General features: G+C 63.2%; 18 protein-coding genes and 1 pseudogene. 3 read left to right on the forward strand and 16 right to left on the reverse strand.

Features of this window, described 5'->3' with window-relative positions:
- Nucleotides 1-27: 27 nt before the first annotated feature.
- The 16 genes from cheD to JOH52_RS02885 form a co-directional block, all read right to left on the reverse strand.
- Nucleotides 28-579: a chemoreceptor glutamine deamidase CheD gene (cheD, locus tag JOH52_RS02810; RefSeq protein WP_014528991.1), complete on the reverse strand. Its 552-nt coding sequence runs from the start codon at nucleotides 577-579 to the stop codon at nucleotides 28-30.
- On the reverse strand, nucleotides 576-965 hold the full coding sequence (locus tag JOH52_RS02815; RefSeq protein ID WP_003529938.1) for a response regulator: 390 nt from the start codon (nucleotides 963-965) through the stop codon (nucleotides 576-578). The genes cheD and JOH52_RS02815 overlap by 4 nt, the downstream gene beginning before the upstream one ends.
- Nucleotides 965-2014: a protein-glutamate O-methylesterase CheB gene (cheB, locus tag JOH52_RS02820; protein ID WP_014528990.1), complete on the reverse strand. Its 1050-nt coding sequence runs from the start codon at nucleotides 2012-2014 to the stop codon at nucleotides 965-967. The genes JOH52_RS02815 and cheB overlap by 1 nt, the downstream gene beginning before the upstream one ends.
- The gene (gene cheR / locus JOH52_RS02825) at nucleotides 2011-2919 is read right to left on the reverse strand and encodes a protein-glutamate O-methyltransferase CheR (RefSeq protein ID WP_003529944.1); all 909 of its coding nucleotides are present in this window, start codon (nucleotides 2917-2919) and stop codon (nucleotides 2011-2013) included. Before cheR ends, cheB begins: the two co-directional genes overlap by 4 nt.
- A complete protein-coding gene (locus JOH52_RS02830; RefSeq protein ID WP_014528989.1) occupies nucleotides 2916-3383 on the reverse strand; it encodes a chemotaxis protein CheW in 468 nt (155 codons plus the stop codon). The genes cheR and JOH52_RS02830 overlap by 4 nt, the downstream gene beginning before the upstream one ends.
- A 5-nt stretch (nucleotides 3384-3388) precedes the next feature.
- Complete coding sequence (locus JOH52_RS02835) at nucleotides 3389-5665, reverse strand: chemotaxis protein CheA (protein ID WP_014528988.1); 2277 nt, start codon at nucleotides 5663-5665, stop codon at nucleotides 3389-3391.
- 20 nt (nucleotides 5666-5685) lie between these two features.
- Nucleotides 5686-6051 (reverse strand): response regulator, encoded by a 366-nt coding sequence (locus JOH52_RS02840; protein WP_003529950.1) that lies wholly within the window; start codon nucleotides 6049-6051, stop codon nucleotides 5686-5688.
- A gap of 3 nt (nucleotides 6052-6054) precedes the next feature.
- Entirely contained in the window at nucleotides 6055-6348 is a 294-nt protein-coding gene (locus tag JOH52_RS02845; protein ID WP_014528987.1) for an STAS domain-containing protein, read from the reverse strand.
- Between the two features lie 25 nt (nucleotides 6349-6373).
- Nucleotides 6374-7975 (reverse strand): globin-coupled sensor protein, encoded by a 1602-nt coding sequence (locus tag JOH52_RS02850; protein WP_014528986.1) that lies wholly within the window; start codon nucleotides 7973-7975, stop codon nucleotides 6374-6376.
- Between the two features lie 706 nt (nucleotides 7976-8681).
- Entirely contained in the window at nucleotides 8682-10070 is a 1389-nt protein-coding gene (locus tag JOH52_RS02855; protein WP_014528985.1) for an FGGY-family carbohydrate kinase, read from the reverse strand.
- Nucleotides 10067-10381 (reverse strand): L-rhamnose mutarotase, encoded by a 315-nt coding sequence (gene rhaM / locus JOH52_RS02860; protein ID WP_003529957.1) that lies wholly within the window; start codon nucleotides 10379-10381, stop codon nucleotides 10067-10069. Before rhaM ends, JOH52_RS02855 begins: the two co-directional genes overlap by 4 nt.
- Before the next feature lie 10 nt (nucleotides 10382-10391).
- Nucleotides 10392-11396: an ABC transporter permease gene (locus JOH52_RS02865; protein WP_003529958.1), complete on the reverse strand. Its 1005-nt coding sequence runs from the start codon at nucleotides 11394-11396 to the stop codon at nucleotides 10392-10394.
- A complete protein-coding gene (locus JOH52_RS02870; RefSeq protein ID WP_014528983.1) occupies nucleotides 11396-12376 on the reverse strand; it encodes an ABC transporter permease in 981 nt (326 codons plus the stop codon). Before JOH52_RS02870 ends, JOH52_RS02865 begins: the two co-directional genes overlap by 1 nt.
- Entirely contained in the window at nucleotides 12373-13884 is a 1512-nt protein-coding gene (locus JOH52_RS02875; protein ID WP_003529960.1) for a sugar ABC transporter ATP-binding protein, read from the reverse strand. The genes JOH52_RS02870 and JOH52_RS02875 overlap by 4 nt, the downstream gene beginning before the upstream one ends.
- 189 nt (nucleotides 13885-14073) lie before the next feature.
- Nucleotides 14074-15063, reverse strand: coding sequence for a rhamnose ABC transporter substrate-binding protein (gene rhaS, locus JOH52_RS02880; protein ID WP_004436001.1), 990 nt, complete (start codon nucleotides 15061-15063; stop codon nucleotides 14074-14076).
- 114 nt (nucleotides 15064-15177) lie between these two features.
- Nucleotides 15178-15990 (reverse strand): DeoR/GlpR family DNA-binding transcription regulator, encoded by an 813-nt coding sequence (locus JOH52_RS02885; RefSeq protein ID WP_004435998.1) that lies wholly within the window; start codon nucleotides 15988-15990, stop codon nucleotides 15178-15180.
- A gap of 200 nt (nucleotides 15991-16190) precedes the next feature.
- Here JOH52_RS02885 and JOH52_RS02890 point away from each other — a divergent pair, with 200 nt between their 5' ends.
- From JOH52_RS02890 to JOH52_RS02900, 3 genes and pseudogenes are all read left to right on the forward strand, one after another.
- Nucleotides 16191-18290 (forward strand): bifunctional rhamnulose-1-phosphate aldolase/short-chain dehydrogenase, encoded by a 2100-nt coding sequence (locus JOH52_RS02890; RefSeq protein ID WP_017266532.1) that lies wholly within the window; start codon nucleotides 16191-16193, stop codon nucleotides 18288-18290.
- Between the two features lie 13 nt (nucleotides 18291-18303).
- Nucleotides 18304-19596, forward strand: a complete 1293-nt coding sequence (gene rhaI, locus JOH52_RS02895; protein WP_014528980.1) for an L-rhamnose catabolism isomerase — start codon at nucleotides 18304-18306, stop codon at nucleotides 19594-19596.
- A gap of 177 nt (nucleotides 19597-19773) precedes the next feature.
- A pseudogene (locus JOH52_RS02900) lies at nucleotides 19774-20029 on the forward strand (GlsB/YeaQ/YmgE family stress response membrane protein).
- Nucleotides 20030-20047 lie beyond the last annotated feature (18 nt).

Genomic DNA, 20047 nt, shown 5'->3' on the forward strand with positions numbered 1-20047 from the left:
TTCCTCACATGGCCTCGGCCGGTATGATCAGAAGAATTCGATGGAGCTTTCGGCCGGCTTCGGCACGGCGGGCCGCTGGTCCATCTGAAGCGCCCGCTGTGCCTCAACGCCGGTCAGCGCGTATTGCCGCGCGCGCCCTGACGACGGCCAGTATTCGAGCTTACGCCCGTGGTCGCCGCCGGTGCTTTCGCCGACGATGCGGATACCCTCGTCCATCAGGAACTGGCGCGCGAAGGCGGCATTCTGCTCGCCGACATTCGAGAAACGCGCAATCGTCCTGGCTCCGCCGAAGATTTTCGCCTCCAGCCGGTCGCGGCGCGCCCCCTGCTTCAGGAGGCCGTTGATGAGAAGCTCCATCAGATGCACGCCGTAGCGCGTGGCGTCCGCGCCGGAACTCGGCGAGGTCGCCGATCCCGGCAGCAGGAAGTGATTCATGCCGCCGACGCCGGCCGCCGGATCGCGCATGCAGGCGGCCACGCAGGAACCGAGAATGGTCGAAAGAACGATATCCGGATCGTTGACGACCTTGAACTCGCCCTGAATGACATGGACGCGCCTCCCGGCAGCCTCGGTGTTCATTTCAGCGCCCCGAAAACGGCCTCGATCGCGGCTTTCATCTTTTCGATCGTGAACGGCTTTGCCAGCACGTTGTTGGCGCCGAGCGCAGCCGCCTTCTGCACCAGCGCGCGGTCGCCCTGCGCCGTCAGAATGATGAAGGCCGCCTTCTTGGTGGCGGGGTTTGCACGCACCGCCTGGAGCAGGCCCAACCCATCCATTTTCGGCATGTTGAAATCGGAGATCACCAGATGATGGGGATTCTGAGCCATGATCTTCATGCCCTGCTCCCCGTCACCGGCCGCGGTGATCTGCTTGAAGCCGAGCTGCTGCAGTGCGTCGCCCAGGAGCAGACGGCTCGTGACCTGATCGTCGACGATCAGAACTTTTATCTTTTCGGCGAGAGACATTATTCGATTCCTTCTTTTCGGGCTGCCGCCGTCTTCAAAATCTCCTCCCCGATCGATCCGAGGGGGAGCTGCGTTTCGACCGCGCCCAATTCATAGGCGACGCGCGGCATGCCGTAGACGACACAGGTCTTTTCGTTCTGACCGAAGGTGCGTGCTCCGGCATGCCGCAATTTCAGGAGACCGGCGGCGCCATCGCGGCCCATTCCGGTGAGAATCACCCCGATGGCGTTCCGGCCCGCCAGTTCGGCGACGGAATCGAACAGCACGTCGACCGAGGGACGATGTCCGTTGACCGGCGGATGATCCACCAGTCGGCAGCAGGGTGCTGCGGCATTATGGACCTCAAGATGGCGTTCGCCGCCGGGCGCCAGATAGACCCTGCCGACCTCGAGCCGCGCGCCATCCGTCGCCTCCTGGACCGTCGGGGCGCAAAGCCGGTTCAGCCGTTCGGCGAAGCTCTTGGTGAAGGTGTGCGGCATGTGCTGCGTGATCACCGTCGGCGGGCAATTCGCCGGGAACTTCTGCAAGACCGTGATCAGCGCCTCGACCCCGCCGGTCGAGGCTCCGATCGCGACGATCTTGCGCCCTGCCCGGTAGTCGGAAACGGCTGTCGCCGCCGGCGCGGCCGCCCTGTTGCTGGTGATCATGGACTTGCGCTGCGAACGCGCGGCCGCCTTGACCTTGTCGGCGAGATCGCGGAACGGATGCGGATCCCCCGGCTGGGGCTTGCCGACGCAGTCGAAGGCGCCGATCTCGAGCGCGGCGATCGTCGCTTCGGCGCCCCTATGGGTCAGCGTCGAGACCATGATCACCGGCATGGGCCTCAGCCGCATGATCTTGTCGAGGAATTCGAGGCCGTTCATGTTCGGCATCTCGATGTCGAGGGTCACGACATCGGGGTCGAGCTGCTTGATCGCCTGACGCGCCTCGAGCGCGTCGGCAGCCTGTCCGACGACGGAGATATCAGGGTCGGCATTGAGCACGGCGGAGATGAGGCCGCGCATGGTGGCCGAGTCGTCGACGACGAGAACACGTGCGGGAGCGCTCATGCCCGGCCCCCGTGGAACTTGCCGGTATGGCGATAGGTCGTGATGCCGATATTGTCGAAGAGCGCCTTGGCATCCCCCGACACACGTTCCGAGTGGCCGATATAGAGGTGCCCGCCATTGTCCAGCACGCCGGCGAAGCGCGACCAGATCTTCATCTGCGTCGGCTCGTCGAAATAGATCACGACATTGCGGCAGAAGATCACGTCGAACGGCCCCTTGATCGGCCACTGCGCCATGAGGTTGAGTTCGTTGAAGGTGATCAGCCGCTTAACGCGATCGTCGACCTGCCACTTGCGGCGGCCGCCGGCTTCGACCTCGCTGAACCATTGCTTGCGCATGGCAGGGTTCACCGTCTCGAGCGCCGTCGCATCGTAGGCGCCGGCCCGCGCCAGCGCCAGGATCTTCGGGTCGATATCGGTCGCTAGGATGCGGAAGTCGTAGTCCGCAGCATTGGGCAGCAACGACAACACCGTCAGCGCGATCGAATAGGGCTCCTGGCCATCCGAACACGCCGCAGACCAGATGCGGACGCGACCGCCGTTCTTCGCGCGGGCGATAAGACCAGGCAGAACGTCTGTTTTCAGGTGCTCGAAATGATGGTTCTCGCGGAAAAAGCGGGTGAAATTCGTCGTGAGATGCGAAAGCATGTCGCGGCGCGCCGCCGCACCGGCAGGCGAAGCGACGAGCTGGCAGTAGTCGCGGAACCCCTTCAGTCCGAGATTGCGGATATGCTTCGAAAGCCGCGAATAGACGAGCGATGCCTTGGATTCGTTGAGATAGATGCCGGCATCCGCGTAGATCATCGCGGCGATCTCGGTGAGATCGCGGCGGGTCAGCGGATATTCTCCGCTCGCGAGACATTCGTCCGGATACGGCCTCTGATCGATGTTGGCCTGGACCCTCATGCCGCCTCCCTTTCCTCGCTCGGGAAGACCGAGTCGAGCTCTACGAGGCAGATCATGCGCCCCTCTATCGCCAACACGCCGCGTGCGAAACTCCGCTCGAAATCGGACGCGATGTCCGGCGTCGGCTGAATATCGCGATCGGAGACGGTGAGAATGTCGGAAACGGCGTCGACCAGCAGGCCGACCACCCTGCTCTTGACCTGCGCGACGATGATCACGTGCCGAACCGTCGGCTCGGCCGCCTTCATGCCTAGCCGGGCGGAGAAATCGACGATCGGCAGCACGGCGCCGCGCAGATTGATGACGCCGAGCACGTAGGCGGGCGCATGCGGCATCGGGGTCGCCGGCGTCCATCCGCGAATTTCTCGCACCGACATGATGTTGACGCAGAATTCCTGGTCGCCGACGCGGAAGGCGATCAGCTCCCGTCCGCCATTGGTCAGATGTTTTGCGGCATTGGTCATGGGAATTATCCGGCTGCAGCAAGAGACATTTCAGGTTTCAGGGATTGCCCGCGCGACGCAGCGACGATGGCGTCGACATCGAGGATGAGTGCCACGCGCCCGTCGCCGAGAATTGTGGCCGCGGCAATGCCGGGCACATGCGTGTAGTTGGCTTCGAGGCTCTTGATCACCACCTGCCGCTGGCCCTGGATGGCATCGACCATCAACGCGCGCTGGCCGCCGCCTTCGGATTCGACGAGAAGCGCCACGCCTTCGACCGGGTTGGCCTGTGCCCCGCGGAAGTTCAGGATGCGGCCCACGTCTACGAGCGGGCAGAAGGAGTCGCGGATCGAGATCAGCCGCTGGCTGGAACCGAAGCTGTGGATCGCAGAGGCCTCCGGCTGCAGCGTCTCGACGATTGCCGTCAGCGGCACGACGAGCGTCTGGTTGGCGACGGTCACCACCATGCCGTCGAGGACGGCGAGCGTCAGCGGCAGGCTCATGGTGAAGATCGAGCCCTGGCCCGGCTTCGAAGAGATGTTGATGCGGCCGCCGAGTGCCTGGATGGAGCGCTTGACGACATCCATGCCGACACCACGGCCGGAAATGTCGGAGATCTTGTCGGCCGTGGAGAAACCAGCGTGGAAGATCAGGTTGTCGACTTCCTCGTCCGAAAGGTTTGCGTCCGCCGCAATGAGATCGTTGTCGATCGCCTTCTGGCGCACCTTCTCGCGATTGATGCCGGCGCCGTCGTCGGCAAGCTCGATGACGATGCGGCCGGAGCGGTGCTTGGCCGTGAGCCGCACGGTTCCTTCCGGGTTCTTGCCCGCGGCAACCCGCTTTTCAGGCGTCTCGAGGCCGTGATCGACCGCGTTGCGGATCATGTGCGTGAGCGGCTCGGCGAGCTTGTCGATGACCGTCTTGTCGACTTCCGTATTTTCACCCTCGGTGATGAGACGGACGGACTTGCCGGTCATGTCGGCGATTTCGCGGACGATGCGGGACATGCGCTGGAAAACCGGCTTGACCGGCTGAGCGCGGATCGCCATGACACTGTCCTGGATTTCGCGCGTAAGCTGCTGCAGTTCCTCCAGGCCCATATTGATCGACGACGTGCCGTTGGTGTCGTTTTCGATCACGCTCTGCGACAGCATCGCCTGGTTGATGACGAGTTCGCCGACGAGGTTGATCAGGCGGTCGACACGATCGAGATCGACGCGAATGGTCGGGGTCGCGGCGGAAGCGGCCTGCTGGGCGGCAGCCTGTGCCGCCGATGCCGATTGGGAATTGCGGGCATTCTCCGGGGAGACGCGCGCCGTGGACTGCGCCATTTGCAGGACGTTGCTCGCCGTCTGCGCCGCCGCGACGGCCGCATTCCGGGGGTCGCCCTCGCTGGCGGCGGCCCGGTCCTCTTTCCCGGCAGGCGCCTGGGCTTCGTCCTCGAGGATCGAAAGGTCGAAGGGGACGGGCTGCATCGGCAGGTCTTCGTCCATCCCGACCGTACCGCCGGCGAGCGCGACGTCGAGCTCGCAATCCCACTCGGCGAATTCGAACACGGAGCGGATCGCCTCTTCGCCCTTGTCGGTTTTGAGCGAAATCTTCCAGGAGAAATACGCCTCCTCCGGATTCATCCGGTCCAGCGGCGGCAAAGTGTCCATGTCGCAATGGATGCTCATCTCGCCGAGGCGCGAGAGATCACGCAGGAGCAGCGTGGCGTCATTGCCCTTGGCGTAAAGTTCCGACTTGGGCTTGAAGACGATCTCATAGGTGGATGGTTCGATCGTCGGCTCGTCGCCTGTCTCGAAATCGTCGAAGGAGAAGGCAACGGGCTGGAAGCCTTCCTCGTTGACGACCGGAGCAGCCGGGGCAACGCCGGCCGGCGTCGTTTTCGGCGCGGACTCGGCGGCGGCTTGCGGCAGTTCGCCGTTGGCGAGCGCTTCGAGTTCCTTGATCAGTTGCCGGCTGCGCGCCTCGTCTACGCCGCCGCCGTCACGGGCGGCGTTGGTGAGATCGGCAAGCACGTCCGCCGATCTCAGCATGACTTTCAGGACGTCCTGATTGGGTTCCAGCCTGTTGGATCGAACGCAGTCGAGCGTCGTCTCGAACACATGCGCGAAGGAGACGAGATCGTCGAGCCCGAAGGCGCCGGCGCCGCCCTTGATGGAATGGACCGCACGGAAAACGGCATTCACCGTTTCCGGATCGCGATCGCCGTCATTGAGCTTGAGGAGACCCGATTCCAGTTCCGCGAGTTGCTCCTCGCATTCCTGGAAGAAAATCTCTTTGATTTCGTTCATATCCATTGGATGGCTGTCCCCGGATTTCAGGCCGTTACGCGCTCGATGGCATCGATCAGCTTGGTCGGGTCGAACGGTTTGACGATCCAGCCGGTGGCGCCCGCCTGCCGCGCACGGTTCTTCTTCTCCGCATCGCTCTCGGTGGTCAGCACGAGGATCGGCACCGCACGGTAGCGATCGTTCTTGCGCACACCCTCGATGAAGCCGAAGCCGTCGAGGCGCGGCATGTTGATGTCCGTTACGATCACGTCGGGGTTGGCCGTATCGAGCTTCTCGAGGCCCTCGACGCCATCCTCCGCCTGGATCGTTTCGAATCCGGCATTGTTGAGGGTGACGAGAAGCATGTTCCGGATCGTCCGGGAGTCGTCGACAGTCAGAACTCTCTTCTTCATTGCTCAAATCTCCTTTGCCATCAGGGGACCGATGTCCGCCCCGATGAGCTGTGTCGTCTTGATGAAAGCGTCGGACACCTCGGCAAAGGTGAAAGACAGGCGATCCGCTTCCCAGCTTCTCGCGGCGGCCATGAGCACCTGGACACAAAGCGCCCCAACGCGCTCGACCGCGGACGCGTCGATCGCCACGGCGCCGCCTTTCAGTGCCAGGAGCCTTTCATGCAGCACCGTTGCCTCGTTCAGGTCCAAAACCGGAGCGAGCATCAGCGTGTTTCGTGCGGAGTTTCTGCTGGCCATTTTTCCCTCGCTTGAAATGCTCTACCTAGCGCCGCCATCCGGCCAGATGACGTTCGGACGTGACTTCGCCGAACGGGCTCGTGGTCTCGTCTTCCGGCGCCTCTATCCTCATCCGCGGGGCGAAGCTCGCGGCCGATCTCGCCTGACGGTCGAGATGAAAGCGACGGACGGTCTCGCCCAGTTCCACGATGACGCCGTGAAGATCGTCGGTCGACGCGAGGGCCGCGCCCGCGAGTGCGGCGCTTCGGTTCATCGCCTGCGCGACCCCGCCGATCTCCGAGGTTGCGGAGGCGAGATCGTTCACCTGACATTCCGCCTCGCGGGCAATGCCGGTGACGGCCTCGTTTATGGAGACTACCTGTTCGGCGATGCTGCTGATCGCGTGCTGGGTCCGGCCGACGATCTCGACGCCGGCCACGACCTGGCCCTTGGTTCCGGTCACGAGTTGCTTGATCTCGCGCGCCGCTTCGCCGGAGCGTTGCGCGAGCGCACGCACCTCCTGTGCGACGACCGCGAAACCGCGGCCGCTTTCGCCGGCCCGTGCGGCTTCGATGCCCGCATTGAGGGCCAGGAGATTGGTCTGGAAGGCGATCTCGTCGATCACGCCGATGATCTGACCGATTTTCTCGGCAGAAGCCTCGATGTCCGCCATGGCCGAGATCGCCTGCCCGGCGATCTCGCCGCTGCGCTCCACCGCGATGCGGGTTCGGCTTGCCTGGGCCTCGGTCTCGCCGATCCGGATCGCTCCGGTGCGGATCCGCTCGGTTACGGTGCCGAGGCTCGCGAGATGCTGGTCGATGGCTTTCGCTTCTGCGCCGGCATTGCCCGAGAATTCGGCGGCACTGCCGCGCAGGTCCGAGACGATGGCCTCGGCTGCCGTGGCGCGTTTGTCGGCCGCAAGCAGCGCATCCCTGATCTGGCCCAATGCCGTGTTGAGGCCCGCCACGATCGGCTGGTAGGTATCCGGCGCATCTTCCGGAAGACGCGCGGTCAGGTCGCCCTCCCCCAGAGCCCGGAGAAAATCCGCAAAGAGTGTCTTCAACTCGCTTTCGTCGTCCCGGCGCTGCTCCGAAAGCTGCCGCTGGTGTTGCTGGCGCAGCGCGTTGAAACGCAGCGAGACTGCAATCTCCGTATCGACGAAGGCAGTGCGCACGAGAGCGGCGACGAGGTCGCGGAGTTCCCTCCTGCGTGCCTTGCCGAGGGAGAGGATCGATTTCGGCCAGGCATCCTCGATCGCACCGAGGATAAGGTGCTCGAGCACGACCGCATGGCTGGCGATCTGCCAGCGCGGGTCGAGACCCATGCGACTTTCAGTATCGGCGAGCACCTTCACGCGCTCGGCATAGAGCCCGTCGAAACGGGCGTCCGTGAGCACGTTCCAGTGGGACGACTGAAGATCGTGCAGGCGGTCGATCTGGCGGTCGCTGTCGAAGTGGCGCGCCGCATCGGGGCTCGCCTGCAGGCGGTGCGAGAGGGCTCGCAACGCCAGTTCGATGCGTGGCGAAAGAGCCTGGCGGTGATCGCGCAGCAGCGCGCAGGCATCCTCGTCGAGACCGGCAAAGCGCAGGCGTTCCAGCAGGCTGCCCGCCTGGCCCTTTCTCGCCTGTTCTGACGCTTCCTGTTTCACGCTGGTCCCCGGCTGCTGATGCGTCCCGCATTCGAAATCCGCTGGGGAAGGGTCGCCGCCGGCGGCCGGTCACGCCCACCCGATGAGAGCAGCGCGCCCGGAGGCGCCCGCCATCGTCCGTCCCACAGTGATTTCAGTGAAAGTGGATACCGGACCGAAACCGGTACGGCGGTGCGGCATCATGCCTTGAGGAGAAGTCGAGACTTCCTATTCCGACGTGTTGGACCATGTTTATGGTTAATTCCTTGCTTGAAAGTTAATGCCTCCTGCCTCTTAACCGGAATCGCTAAAATTCAACCGGAGCTTTGCCGTCCACTATCGATGCAACGTTTTCTTTGAACGCAGCCACAGGTTTTCAATGATGAGAGTTTAGAATTGCGGATCTGTTTGACGTTCAGTATCGAAGCATACAGCGCCATGCGTCTCTCTTCGGACGGGCAGAGGTCGCTAGAGCATTTGAAGTGCTGCATGTTTCTTGTGTCGGCTGCGATTCAAAACATGCAGGTGTAATGGCGCGAAATATGCGTTGAGTAGCATCTTCAGGCACAGGGCGGCATCATGACGGTGCGCCACGGGACGTGAACAATGATTGTTCTTGGAATAGGCGCCATCATCACCGCAACGCTCGCAATGGCGGCGATATCGATCGTCGTCAATCTTGAGCACGGCCGCGCAACGAGCAGAACTTCCGTCTTCTGAGATTCCTTTACGGATCACTCCGGACATGCGCGGCAGTGCGCCGGCGCCATGCCTCGGCATAAGCCGCATAGGCGTCCGGCTTTGCGGCCGGTATCGGCTCGGCCCCCGTCCTGACGCGGGCGCCCGCGACGAGGCAGGCGGCGCCGAGGCTCGTTCCCGTGCTGTTCAGCCTGTTGGCGAGCACCGGCCGGCCGGTGGCGGCCGCAAGCATCCTCAGATAGGCGTCGTTCAAGGCAAACGGCCCCTCGACCAGGATCTCGCCCCTTGCGCCGATCAGATCGAGGCAGGTCGCCGTCATCAGTGCAAGATGGAAGGAGACGACCGCGAGCCGTTCGGCGGGAGCGAGCTTGTCTTCGTCCGCCGTCCAATGGGGGCTCGCAGCCGGAAACGGCCCTGAACCACCCGGCAGCGACGGCAGCAGCATATGCCCTTGCTCCAGGACACTCGCTTCCGCCTCCGGCGAGGCCGTCGGCGGATCGTCGCCGATCAGCAGGGAATAGGCGCGCCCGCCCATGAAGCGGGCCGAAGGCACCGGATCGCCGAGTGCGTTGACGTTGATGAGCGTGTCGCGCCGCTCGTCGAGTTTCACGGGCTCGGCGCCGACCGCGAGCATCACGACCCAGGTCCCGGTCGAGGCTACGGAGAATGGCGCCTGGCGCGTAATGAGATGCGGCAGCAACGAAGCGTTGGAATCGTGAATGCCGCAGTGGACCGGCGTTTCCGGTGGCAGACCGGTCTCATCCGCAACCTGCCGAAGCAAGGGACCAAGCACGTCGCCCGCCCTTCGCACCGGCGCAAAGAGATGGCGCCAGCCCTGCTCGTCGACCATCGACGAGAAGGTTGCTGCCTTCGGGTTCCAGAGATCGGTGTGGCAGCCGAGCGAGGTCAACTCGTTCGTCCTGACCCCCGTCAAGCGGTAGGACCAATATTGCGCATAGGTGAGGATCGTCGCGACGCGGGCGAAATGCTCCGGAAACATGCGCTGCTGCCAGAAGAGCTGAGCGCCGACATTGAGCCCCATCGGCAGGCGCGCCGAACCGGTCTCCGTGAAGGGAGGGCGCGCCTTCTCATATTCCTCCGCGAGCGCATCCGGCCCGGTGAATTCATAGTCCAGAACCGGCAAGGCGAGTTCGCCCGCTTCGTCGAGCAGCACGGCGGTCGCGCCGTGCGTGGTCACCGAAATCGCATCCACCGGGTGCTCGCGGTGAAGCGCCGCTAGACTGTCAAGAACGAAACGCCAAAGGCGCTCGGTGTCGAAATGCGGGTAGGGCCCGTCGTCGCTCACGCCATTGCCGGACTTGCGCACGGCGATTTCCTCGAAGCGCTCGAGATCGACCAGTGCGACCTTGGCGTTTGTCTTGCCGATATCGATGACGGCGACGGTTTTCATCATCATTTGAGGTGGAAGACGGTTTTGAGCGGCACGGCGACCGGCTCGTTGTCGGCGCGGGTCTCCATGATATCGGCCATATGGGCCCACCATTTCCGCATCACCGGATGCGACGGCAGGTCGCCCATCCTGTGATCGTCCGACCGCCAGAGCACGCCGAAAAGCAGGCAGTTCTCCTCATCGAGGTGGATCGAATAATCGGAGACACCGGCGTCCTTCAGGAGCGTGACCAGCTCCGGCCAGATCGCGTCGTGACGCGCCTGGTATTCGGCGGCCTTGCCGGGATGGAGCCGCATGCGGAAGGCATATTTTTCCATGACTTGCATCTCAATGAACGGGACGGCGGCGGGCGCGCTGCCAGAGGATCGGCAGCGCGATCACCGAAATCAGGAGCAGGCCGATGAAGATCGACATGACGATGCCGGGCACGTTCAGGAGGCCGAAGCCGAAGGTGACCATGCCCATGATCAGCGCCGCCAGAACGACGCCGGGTATCGTGCCGGAGCCGCCGAGGATATTGACGCCGCCGAGCACCACCATGGTCACGACCTCGAGCTCCCAGCCGAGCGCGATCGAGGGCCGTGTGGAGCCGAGCCGCGAGGTGAGGCAGACGGAGGCGAGCCCGGCCATGAGGCCGGTCAGCAGGAAGAGCGTGAACTTGACCCGCCCGACCCGAACGCCGGAAAAGAGTGCAGCCGTCTGGTTGTTGCCGATGGCATAGACGGCACGGCCGAAATTCGTCCTGTGCAGCAGGACTCCGTAAATTACGGCGAGCACGACGAAGAGCGTGAACTCGAAGGAGAAAACCCACCAGACATAGCCCTGGCCGAACCAGGCGAAGCTCTCGGGATAGCCGGTAAAGGCCTGGTCGCCGAGCACGATGAAGGATAGGCCGCGAAACAGGCTCATGGTGCCGATCGTCACCACGATCGACGGCAGGCCGAGGCCCGTGATCAGGAGCCCGTTGACGAGACCGCAGAGGAGACCGACGCCAAGGCCGATCGCGACGAGCGCCGGCGTGTCGAAACCGAGTTGCACGGCATAGCCCATGGCGGTCGAGGCAAGGGCGATGATGGAAGCGACCGAGAGGTCGATCTCGCCGGAGATGATCACCAGCGCCATGGCGAAGGCGATCATCGCCTTCTCGGTGAAGTTGAACGTGGCGTCGGAGAGGTTCCACGGATCGAGGAAATAGGGCGACGCCAGCGAATTGCCGAGGAAGATCACGATGGCGACCACGAAGAGCAGCGCTTCCCAGCTCTTCAGAAGGCGAGCGCCGCCTCCTTGCAGGCGATCGGGAATGTTGCGGGGAGAAATTTGCGCGTCCGCCATCAGACCGCCTCCGCTTTCTTGAGAATGACCCTGCCCTTGCGCCGCTCGGCGCGGGCGTTGACGGCGACCGCGATGATGATGACCGTTCCGGATATCGCCAGTTGCGCGAAGGGCGAGATATTGATGACCGGCAGAGCGTTCTTGATCACGCCGAGGAAGAGCGCTCCGAGGACCGCGCCCGCCACCGAGCCGATGCCGCCGGCAATCGAAATGCCGCCGATGACGCAGGCCGCGATGATGTCGAGCTCGAAGCCGGCCGCGATGTCCACATAGGCGACCGCATAGCGCGATACCCAGAGGTAGCCCGACAGACCCGCAAGCGCGCCCGAGAGACAATAGGCGAAGAAGCGCGTACGTCCGACATCGATGCCGGTGTAGACGGCTGCGTGCGGATTGCCGCCGACGGCATAGAAGGCGCGCCCGAGCGGCGTGCGCCCCATGACCAGGAACATCAGCGCGACCATGACGAGCGAGAGCCAGGAAAGCACCGGCATGCCGGCCACATCCAGCCGCGGCAGCGCCTTGAAGGCATCGCTCATCTCATGGGCATTGATCCACTTGCCGTTCGTCAGCACGAAGATGAGGCCGCGATAGATCGTCAGCGTCCCGAGCGTGACGACGATCGGGGGAATATTGAGCTTCCAGACCAACGTGCCGTTGATCGCCCCGAGGAAGCCGCCCAGCGCCATGACGGCGACAATGATGAGCGGTATCGGCAAGCCGGGAAAGGCGTTGTTCAACATGGCCGCGACCATGCCGCAGAGCGCGAGGTTCGCCGCCATCGACAAATCGATGCAGCGGGTGAGAATGACGGCCATCTGCCCGAGCGCCAGGATGACGAGGATAGAGGTGTCGCTATAGACGCGCGCGAGATTGGACGGAGCCACGAAAGCCGGAAAGCGCAAGGCGATCAGGGCAAGCAGCACGGCAATCGCGACGACGAGCAGGATTTCTCGGTTCTTGAGGAGCCTGGCCATCATGCGGCCCTCCCATCGGCTTGCGTTTCGATGCCTGCGGCGGCCCGCACCAGCTTCTCAGCGGTCAGTTCAGACCGCTCGTATCTTCCGGCGACGCGCCCCTCGCGCATGACGATGACGCGGTCAGACATCCCCATGATCTCGGGAATTTCCGAGGACACCATGATGACGCTCAAGCCTTGCGCCGCAAGCTCGCTCATGAAGGCATGAACGGCGGCCTTGGAGCCGATGTCGATGCCCTTGGTCGGCTCGTCGAGGATGATGACCTTCGGCCGGGTCGCGAGCCACTTGGCGATGACCACCTTCTGCTGGTTGCCGCCGGAAAGCGTGCCGACGTCCTGATCGAGCGCGGCGGCCCGCAGATCGAGGCGGGAGGTGTATTCGCGCGCCAGCGCGAATTCCTCGGCAAGCCGCAGGAAGCCCGAGCGCGAGGTGTGTGAAAGCGAGGGCAGCGTCACATTCTGGAAGATCGGCATGCCGATGATCGCCCCCTGCCGTCCGCGCTCTTCCGGCACATAGACGATGCCGGCGCGGATCGCCTCCGCCGGGCTGCGGATGACCAGCACCTCGCCATCGAGCTTCACGGCACCGGCGGACGGCCGGGTGATGCCGATCAGCGACTGCATGAATTCCGAACGCCCGGCGCCGACCAGGCCATAGAAACCCAGGATCTCGCCGCGCCTGAGTTCGAAGTTGATGTCCTCGAATTCGGTCGGGTGGCGATAACCGGAAACGGTAAGCACCGGCTGACCGATGGTCACCTCCTTCTTCGGATAGACGGAGCCGACGGCGCGGCCGACCATCATGCGGACGAGATCGTCCTGGCTGACGTCGGCGATCAGCCCTTCGCCGATCATCGCCCCGTCGCGAAAGACGGTATAGCGGTCTGCGATGCGGAAGATCTCATCGAATTTGTGGCTGATGAACAGGACGGCCTTGCCGTCGGCCTTGAGCCTTTCGATCAGATCGTAGAGCTCGTGAATTTCCTTGTGCGACAGCGCGGCCGTCGGCTCGTCCATGATGACGACGCGCGCATCGACCGAGAGCGCCCGTGCGATCGCGACCAGATGCTTCTTGGCGATGCCGAGATCGCGCAGGCGGATCGTCGGGTCGAAATCGGCGCCCGCGCGGCGCAACAGGGCCTGAGCGTCGGCGTTGAGCTGCTTCCAGTCGATGAGGCCGAAGCGGTTGCGCGGTGCGTGGCCGAGAAAGATATTTTCCGCGACGGAGAGCTCGTCGAAGAGCACCGTCTCCTGATGAATCGCCGTGACCCCGGCGCGGGACGCCGCAAGGGCGGTCGGAAAGGTGGTCTCCGTGTCGCCGAGCCGGATGGTGCCCGCATCAGGCTGATAGATGCCGGTCAGTATCTTGACGAGCGTCGACTTGCCGGCGCCGTTCTCGCCGACGAGCGCCGTCACCGAGCCGGGATAGAGAGCGAGCGAGACATCGGAAAGAGCGCGCACGCCCGGAAAGGACTTCGATATGCCTTCAAGCGCAATGGCGGGCTTCATCCGCGATGTGGTTGTGTCCTGCAACAAGAGTGGATCCACCAGTTCAGTCGTTTCAATTGGGTGGCGGCCAAGCCCTCGATCACATGAGGCTGCCCCTCTCCTCGGGTTTAACCTGAGGACTAGCCCTCTCCCCGCAGGCGGGGAGAGGGCGGCCGGCAGGCCGGATGAGGGGCAAACACCCCAGCACGATCAGAAGATCTTCGCGAATTCCTCGACGTTCGAGGCATCATAGACGAACGGGTCGGCCATGGCGCCTTCGTTGTTCTCGTCGAGCTTGACCGTGCCCATGCGGCCCATCTTGAGTTCCGCGCCGGGCTTGGCTTCGGCACCGTTGATGAGGTCATAGGCGATCATCGTTGCCGAATAGCCGAGGTCGATCGGGTTCCAGATGGCGAAGGACTTCGAGGCGCCGGACTTCACGTGTCCGGCCATTTCGGAGGGAAGGCCGAGACCGGTGACGTTGATCTGGCCGATCTTGCCGGCGTCGGTCACGGCCTGCGCCGCGGCGACGATGCCGACGGAGGTCGGCGCGATGATGGCCTTCAGGTTCGGATGGGACTGGATGAGCCCTTGCGTCTCGCGATAGGACTTGTCGGCCAGGTCGTCGCCATAGACGGTGGCGACCACATTGATGCCTTTGTAGTTGCCCTGGACCTTCTTCATTTCGGCGATCCACGTATTCTGATTGGTCGCCGTTGCGGAGGCCGAGAGCACTGCGACATCGCCGCCTTCGGGCAGATTGTCGGCGGCGAGCTTGATGATCATGTTGCCGATCAGCGGGCTCGAGGACGGGTTGAGATGCATCAAGCGGCCTTCCTTGGCCACACCCGAATCCCAGGAGATGACCTTGATGCCGCGGTCCATCGCCTTCTTCAGTGCCGGGACGAGCGCGTCCGTGTCGTTGGCCGAAACCGCGATCGCATCGACTTTCTGCGCGATCAGCGAGTTGATCACTTCGATCTGGCCTTCGGCCGTCGTCGAGGTCGGGCCGGTATAGATGATCTCGACGTCGCCGAGTTCCTTGGCCGCTTCCTGAGCGCCCTTGTTGGCGGCTTCGAAGAAGCCGATGCCCAGTGCCTTGACGACAAGCGCGATCTTCTTGTTTTCCGCATGAGCGGCATTGGCCATCAGCGCCACGGCGACGGCGGCCGTCACCATCAATGATTTCAGGACTTTCATCGTTTTTTTCTCCTCCCATGGGCCCGCATCCGGAGTGGCTGCGTCTTCCTGCCCGAACAATCATTTCCCGATCTTCACCCGGAAGCTCGGGACATCAGCTCCTCTCCCCATGCTTCATGCGGATGTCGAAGCCTTTTCGGCGTCGGCCTTGGCGCTCTGAGCGGCGACGATCAGGCTGACGCCGGCATTTTCAAGCATCGAGGCATGTCTGTCCTCGATACCTGAATCGGTAATGACGGTGGCGATGCGCTTGAGGCCGCACAGAATGAGGCTCGAGCGCCTGTGAAATTTCGAGGAGTCGACGAGCACGACGAGGTCGTCGGCCTGGTCGATCAGCTTCTGCTCGGCCTGGATCAGCAGCGGATCGGCCTCCATCAGCCCGAGAGGCCCCAGCCCCTGCGCCCCCATGAACATGCGCCGCGCATAGAAGTTGCGCGTCACGTCGTTCTCGAAGGGGCTCAATATGATGTTCTGCTCGCGATAGATCGTCCCGCCCGACAGCATCACGGTGTTCTTCGAATGCTTGAGCAGGTGTTCGGCGATCGGGAAGGAATTGGTGAAGACCTGCATCCGGCGATTGGCCAGGAAATGCACCATCTGAAAGGTCGTGGTGCCGCCATTGATGATGATCGGCTCGCCGTCCTGACAGAGCGCCACCGCTTCCCGGGCGATCGCCTGCTTCTCCCGCGCATGCAGACCTTCGTTCACCCGGAAGGGACGGCCGGCAAGGCCTACGAACTGCGGAGGGTTGATCGCTTCGGCACCGCCCCTGACGCGGCGCAGCCGCTTCTGCACATGCAGCGCCGCGATGTCGCGGCGGATCGTCGCCTCCGAGCTGCCGGTGAGATCGACCAATTCGGGCACGGTTGCGACCGGCTTTTCCTGCACCGCCGACAGGATGATCCTGTGTCTTTCTTTCTCGTGCATGCGCTCCTCCGATGCTCCGCATGCTTCCATCCCTTCCGAGCATTGTCAATCACAATCAATCATGTTTTTTCATTGTGCGGCGCATCATGAAAGTTTTTGATCGTTTTTGATTGACATCCGCGTAATCGCCGTGTGATCTGATGCCAATCATATCGCTGCGGCCCATGTGGCGGCAGCCAGACCAGCGGGAGGAGTTCGACATGCTCGACAAGCACCAGGGCGCGCGCCTTGCCAATCTTTGGGACGACGGCAAGGCGGCAGGAATGACCGAGCCGGAAAAGCTCCTCTACCGCTCTAACCTCCTCGGATCGGACAAGCGGATCACCAATTACGGCGGCGGCAATACCTCCGCCAAGGTCATGGAAAAGGATCCGCTGACCGGCGAAATGGTCGAAGTCCTCTGGGTCAAGGGCTCCGGCGGCGACGTCGGCACGATCAAGATGGACGGCTTCTCCACCCTCTACATGGACAAGCTCCGCGCGCTGAAGGGCATCTATCGCGGCGTCGAATTCGAAGACGAGATGGTCGGCTACCTGCCGCATTGCACTTTCAACCTCAATCCGCGCGCCGCCTCGATCGATACGCCGCTGCACGCCTATGTTCCGAAGCCGCATGTCGACCACATGCATCCGGATGCGATCATCGCCATCGCCGCCTCGAAGAACAGCAGGGAACTGACGAGCAAGATCTTCGGCGACGAGATCGGCTGGCTGCCATGGAAGCGGCCTGGCTACGAACTCGGCCTCTGGCTTGAAAAATTCTGCCAGGAGAACCCGGATGCGCGCGGGGTCGTGCTCGAAAGCCACGGCCTCTTCACCTGGGGCGACACGGCGAAGGAGGCTTACGAGACGACGATCGAGATCATCAACCGCGCCATCGCCTGGTTCGAGACCGAGAACACGGGTCCCGCCTTCGGCGGCCGGTCCAAACCGGTGCTCGCCGCCGCCGATCGCGCCGCCATCGCCAAGAAGCTGATGCCGGTGATCCGCGGTCTCATCAGCGCGGGGGAAAGCAAGGTCGGTCATTTCGACGACAGTCAGGCGGTGCTCGATTTCGTGACTTCGACCAGCCTCGAGCCGCTGGCGGCGCTCGGCACGAGCTGCCCCGACCACTTTCTGCGCACCAAGATCCGGCCGCTGGTCGTCGATTTCGACCCGGCGCAGCCGGATGTCGGCAATACCCTTGCGGGCCTGCCCGAGGCGATCGCCACCTATCGCGCCGACTATGCCGCTTATTACGAGCGCTGCAAGCGCGCCGACAGCCCGGCCATGCGTGATCCGAACGCGGTGGTCTATCTGGTGCCCGGCGTCGGCATGATCACCTTCGCCAAGGACAAGGCGACGGCGCGCATCTCGGCAGAGTTCTACGTCAATGCGATCAACGTGATGCGCGGCGCGTCCGGCGTGTCGACCTATGTCGGGCTGCCGGAGCAGGAAGCTTTCGATATCGAATACTGGCTGCTCGAAGAAGCCAAGCTGCAGCGTATGCCGAAGCCGAAGAGCCTTGCCGGGCGCATCGCGCTCGTCACCGGCGGCGCCGGCGGCATCGGCAAGGCGACGGCCAACCGGCTGATGCAGGAGGGCGCCTGCGTGGTGCTTGCCGATATCGACGAGACGGCGCTCGAAGCTGCTCAGACCGAGCTTTCCACGCGCTACGGCAAGGACTTCGTCCGTTCCGTCAACATGAACGTCACGAGCGAGGCAGCCGTCGAATCGGGCTTCGGCGACGCGCTGCTTGCCTTCGGCGGCCTCGATATTCTCGTTTCCAATGCCGGCCTCGCCACATCGGCGGCCGTGGAGGACACGACGCTGGCGCTCTGGAACAAGAACATGGACATTCTCGCGACCGGCTATTTCCTGGTCTCGCGCGAGGCTTTCCGCATCTTCCGCAGCCAGAAGGCCGGCGGCAATGTCGTTTTCGTCGCCTCGAAGAACGGGCTTGCGGCCTCTCCCGGGGCGTCGGCCTATTGCACGGCCAAGGCGGCCGAAATCCACCTCGCCCGCTGCCTGGCGCTCGAAGGAGCGTCGGCGCAGATCCGCGTCAACGTGGTCAATCCCGACGCGGTTCTGCGCGGCTCCAAGATCTGGACCGGCGAATGGAAGGAACAGCGCGCAGCTGCCTACAAGATGGACGTCGACGAGCTGGAGGCCCATTACCGCGAACGCTCGATGCTGAAGCTCAGCGTCTTCCCGGAAGATATCGCCGAGGCGATCTACTTCCTCGCTTCCGACATGTCGGCGAAGTCCACCGGCAATATCGTCAATGTCGACGCGGGCAATGCCCAGTCCTTCACCCGCTGATAGGGAGGCTCCGATGACCCTGATGATCAGCAAATCCGCCGTCGATGCCGAGAATGCAAGCCGCCGGGACGCTCTGACACGTGACTATGAAAGCCTCGGCGATCGCCTCGCCCGCCGCGGCATCGATATCGATGCGGTGAAGGCCAAGGTCGCGGCCTACGGCGTTGCGGTCCCGTCATGGGGCGTCGGCACTGGCGGCACGCGCTTCGCCCGTTTCCCCGGCCCCGGCGAGCCGCGCAACATATTCGACAAGCTTGAAGACTGCGCCGTCATCCAGCAACTGACGCGGGCGACGCCGGCCGTGTCGCTCCATATCCCCTGGGACAAGGTCTCCGATCTTGGGGCCCTGAAGGAGAAGGGCTCGGCGCTCGGCTTGAGCTTCGACGCGATGAACTCGAACACCTTTTCGGACGCGCCCGGTCAGGCGCATTCCTACAAGTTCGGCTCCCTCTCCCACACCGATTCCGCGACCCGGCGCCAGGCGATCGAGCATAATCTCGAATGCGTCGAGATCGGCAAGGCGCTCGGTTCCAAGGCATTGACGGTCTGGGTCGGCGACGGCTCCAACTTCCCCGGCCAGAGCAATTTCACCCGGGCCTTCGAACGCTATCTCGACTCGATGAAGGCAGTTTACGCGGCGCTTCCGGATGATTGGCGCGTCTTCACCGAGCACAAGATGTTCGAACCGGCCTTCTACTCGACGGTCGTGCAGGATTGGGGCACGAACTACCTGATCGCGCAGGAGCTCGGGCCCAAGGCCTTCTGCCTCGTCGATCTCGGGCACCACGCGCCGAACGTCAACATCGAGATGATCGTCGCCCGGCTGATCCAGTTCAAGAAGCTCGGGGGCTTCCATTTCAACGATTCGAAATACGGCGACGACGATCTCGATACCGGATCGATCGACCCCTACCGCCTGTTCCTTGTCTTCAACGAGCTCGTCGATGCGGAGACACGCGCCGCGAACGGGTTCGATCCGGCCCATATGCTCGACCAGAGCCACAACGTGACGGACCCGATCGAAAGCCTGATGACCAGCGCCATGGAGGTCGGCCGTGCCTATGCTCAGGCGCTTATCGTCGATCGCAAGGCACTTGCAGGCTATCAGGAGGAGAACGATGCGCTGATGGCATCAGAAACACTGAAGACTGCCTTCCGGACCGACGTCGAGCCCATCCTCGCCATGGCCCGCCTGGAAAATGACGGCGCAATCGCGCCGGTTGCCGCCTACCGGGCAAGCGGCTACCGCGCCAGGGTGGCGGCCGAGCGTCCTGCAATCGCCGGCGGTGGCGGCGGCATCGTCTGAACGGCACCGTCTGAGCGGCACCGGCAGCGACTTTCTCCGAACCAGAACGGTAGAAAGTCGCGGCAGCGGCGCAGAAGGCATTCCGCGGTCAAAAATTCAGCGCGCGGCCAAATTGCCTTCTATCTCATTCCGAAACATGGTTTATCCTCTTCTTCAGATACAACGAGAGGGTGATTCATGGGCATTGAAAGCATTCTGGTATTCCTGATCGTCGGCGCGGTTGCAGGCTGGCTTGCCGGTTTGATCGTCAGCGGAGGCGGCTTCGGTCTGCTCGGGAATATCGTGATCGGCATCGTCGGCGCCTTTCATCGCCGGCCTTCTCTTCCCGGCCATCGGGATCAGCATCGGCACCGGCATCTTTTCTGCCATTATTCACTCGACGATCGGCGCCGTGATCCTTCTGGTGCTGATTCGCGTCGTCAAACAGGCCTGATCCGCGTTTACCATCATA

Origin of the sequence: Sinorhizobium meliloti, assembly GCF_017876815.1 — a bacterium.
Lineage (GTDB): Bacteria > Pseudomonadota > Alphaproteobacteria > Rhizobiales > Rhizobiaceae > Sinorhizobium > Sinorhizobium meliloti.

Coding starts and splice junctions, on each gene's coding strand:
- JOH52_RS02885 (WP_004435998.1), bottom strand. CDS start 15,990: ATGCACGAGAAAGAAAGACACAGGATCATCCTGTCGGCGGTGCAGGAA.
- JOH52_RS02830 (WP_014528989.1), bottom strand. CDS start 3,383: ATGACCAATGCCGCAAAACATCTGACCAATGGCGGACGGGAGCTGATC.
- rhaS (WP_004436001.1), bottom strand. CDS start 15,063: ATGAAAGTCCTGAAATCATTGATGGTGACGGCCGCCGTCGCCGTGGCG.
- cheB (WP_014528990.1), bottom strand. CDS start 2,014: ATGAGCGCTCCCGCACGTGTTCTCGTCGTCGACGACTCGGCCACCATG.
- JOH52_RS02815 (WP_003529938.1), bottom strand. CDS start 965: ATGTCTCTCGCCGAAAAGATAAAAGTTCTGATCGTCGACGATCAGGTC.
- JOH52_RS02835 (WP_014528988.1), bottom strand. CDS start 5,665: ATGGATATGAACGAAATCAAAGAGATTTTCTTCCAGGAATGCGAGGAG.
- rhaI (WP_014528980.1), top strand. CDS start 18,304: ATGACCCTGATGATCAGCAAATCCGCCGTCGATGCCGAGAATGCAAGC.
- JOH52_RS02870 (WP_014528983.1), bottom strand. CDS start 12,376: ATGATGGCCAGGCTCCTCAAGAACCGAGAAATCCTGCTCGTCGTCGCG.
- JOH52_RS02840 (WP_003529950.1), bottom strand. CDS start 6,051: ATGAAGAAGAGAGTTCTGACTGTCGACGACTCCCGGACGATCCGGAAC.
- cheD (WP_014528991.1), bottom strand. CDS start 579: ATGAACACCGAGGCTGCCGGGAGGCGCGTCCATGTCATTCAGGGCGAG.
- cheR (WP_003529944.1), bottom strand. CDS start 2,919: ATGAGGGTCCAGGCCAACATCGATCAGAGGCCGTATCCGGACGAATGT.
- JOH52_RS02890 (WP_017266532.1), top strand. CDS start 16,191: ATGCTCGACAAGCACCAGGGCGCGCGCCTTGCCAATCTTTGGGACGAC.
- JOH52_RS02865 (WP_003529958.1), bottom strand. CDS start 11,396: ATGGCGGACGCGCAAATTTCTCCCCGCAACATTCCCGATCGCCTGCAA.
- JOH52_RS02845 (WP_014528987.1), bottom strand. CDS start 6,348: ATGGCCAGCAGAAACTCCGCACGAAACACGCTGATGCTCGCTCCGGTT.
- rhaM (WP_003529957.1), bottom strand. CDS start 10,381: ATGGAAAAATATGCCTTCCGCATGCGGCTCCATCCCGGCAAGGCCGCC.
- JOH52_RS02875 (WP_003529960.1), bottom strand. CDS start 13,884: ATGAAGCCCGCCATTGCGCTTGAAGGCATATCGAAGTCCTTTCCGGGC.
- JOH52_RS02855 (WP_014528985.1), bottom strand. CDS start 10,070: ATGATGATGAAAACCGTCGCCGTCATCGATATCGGCAAGACAAACGCC.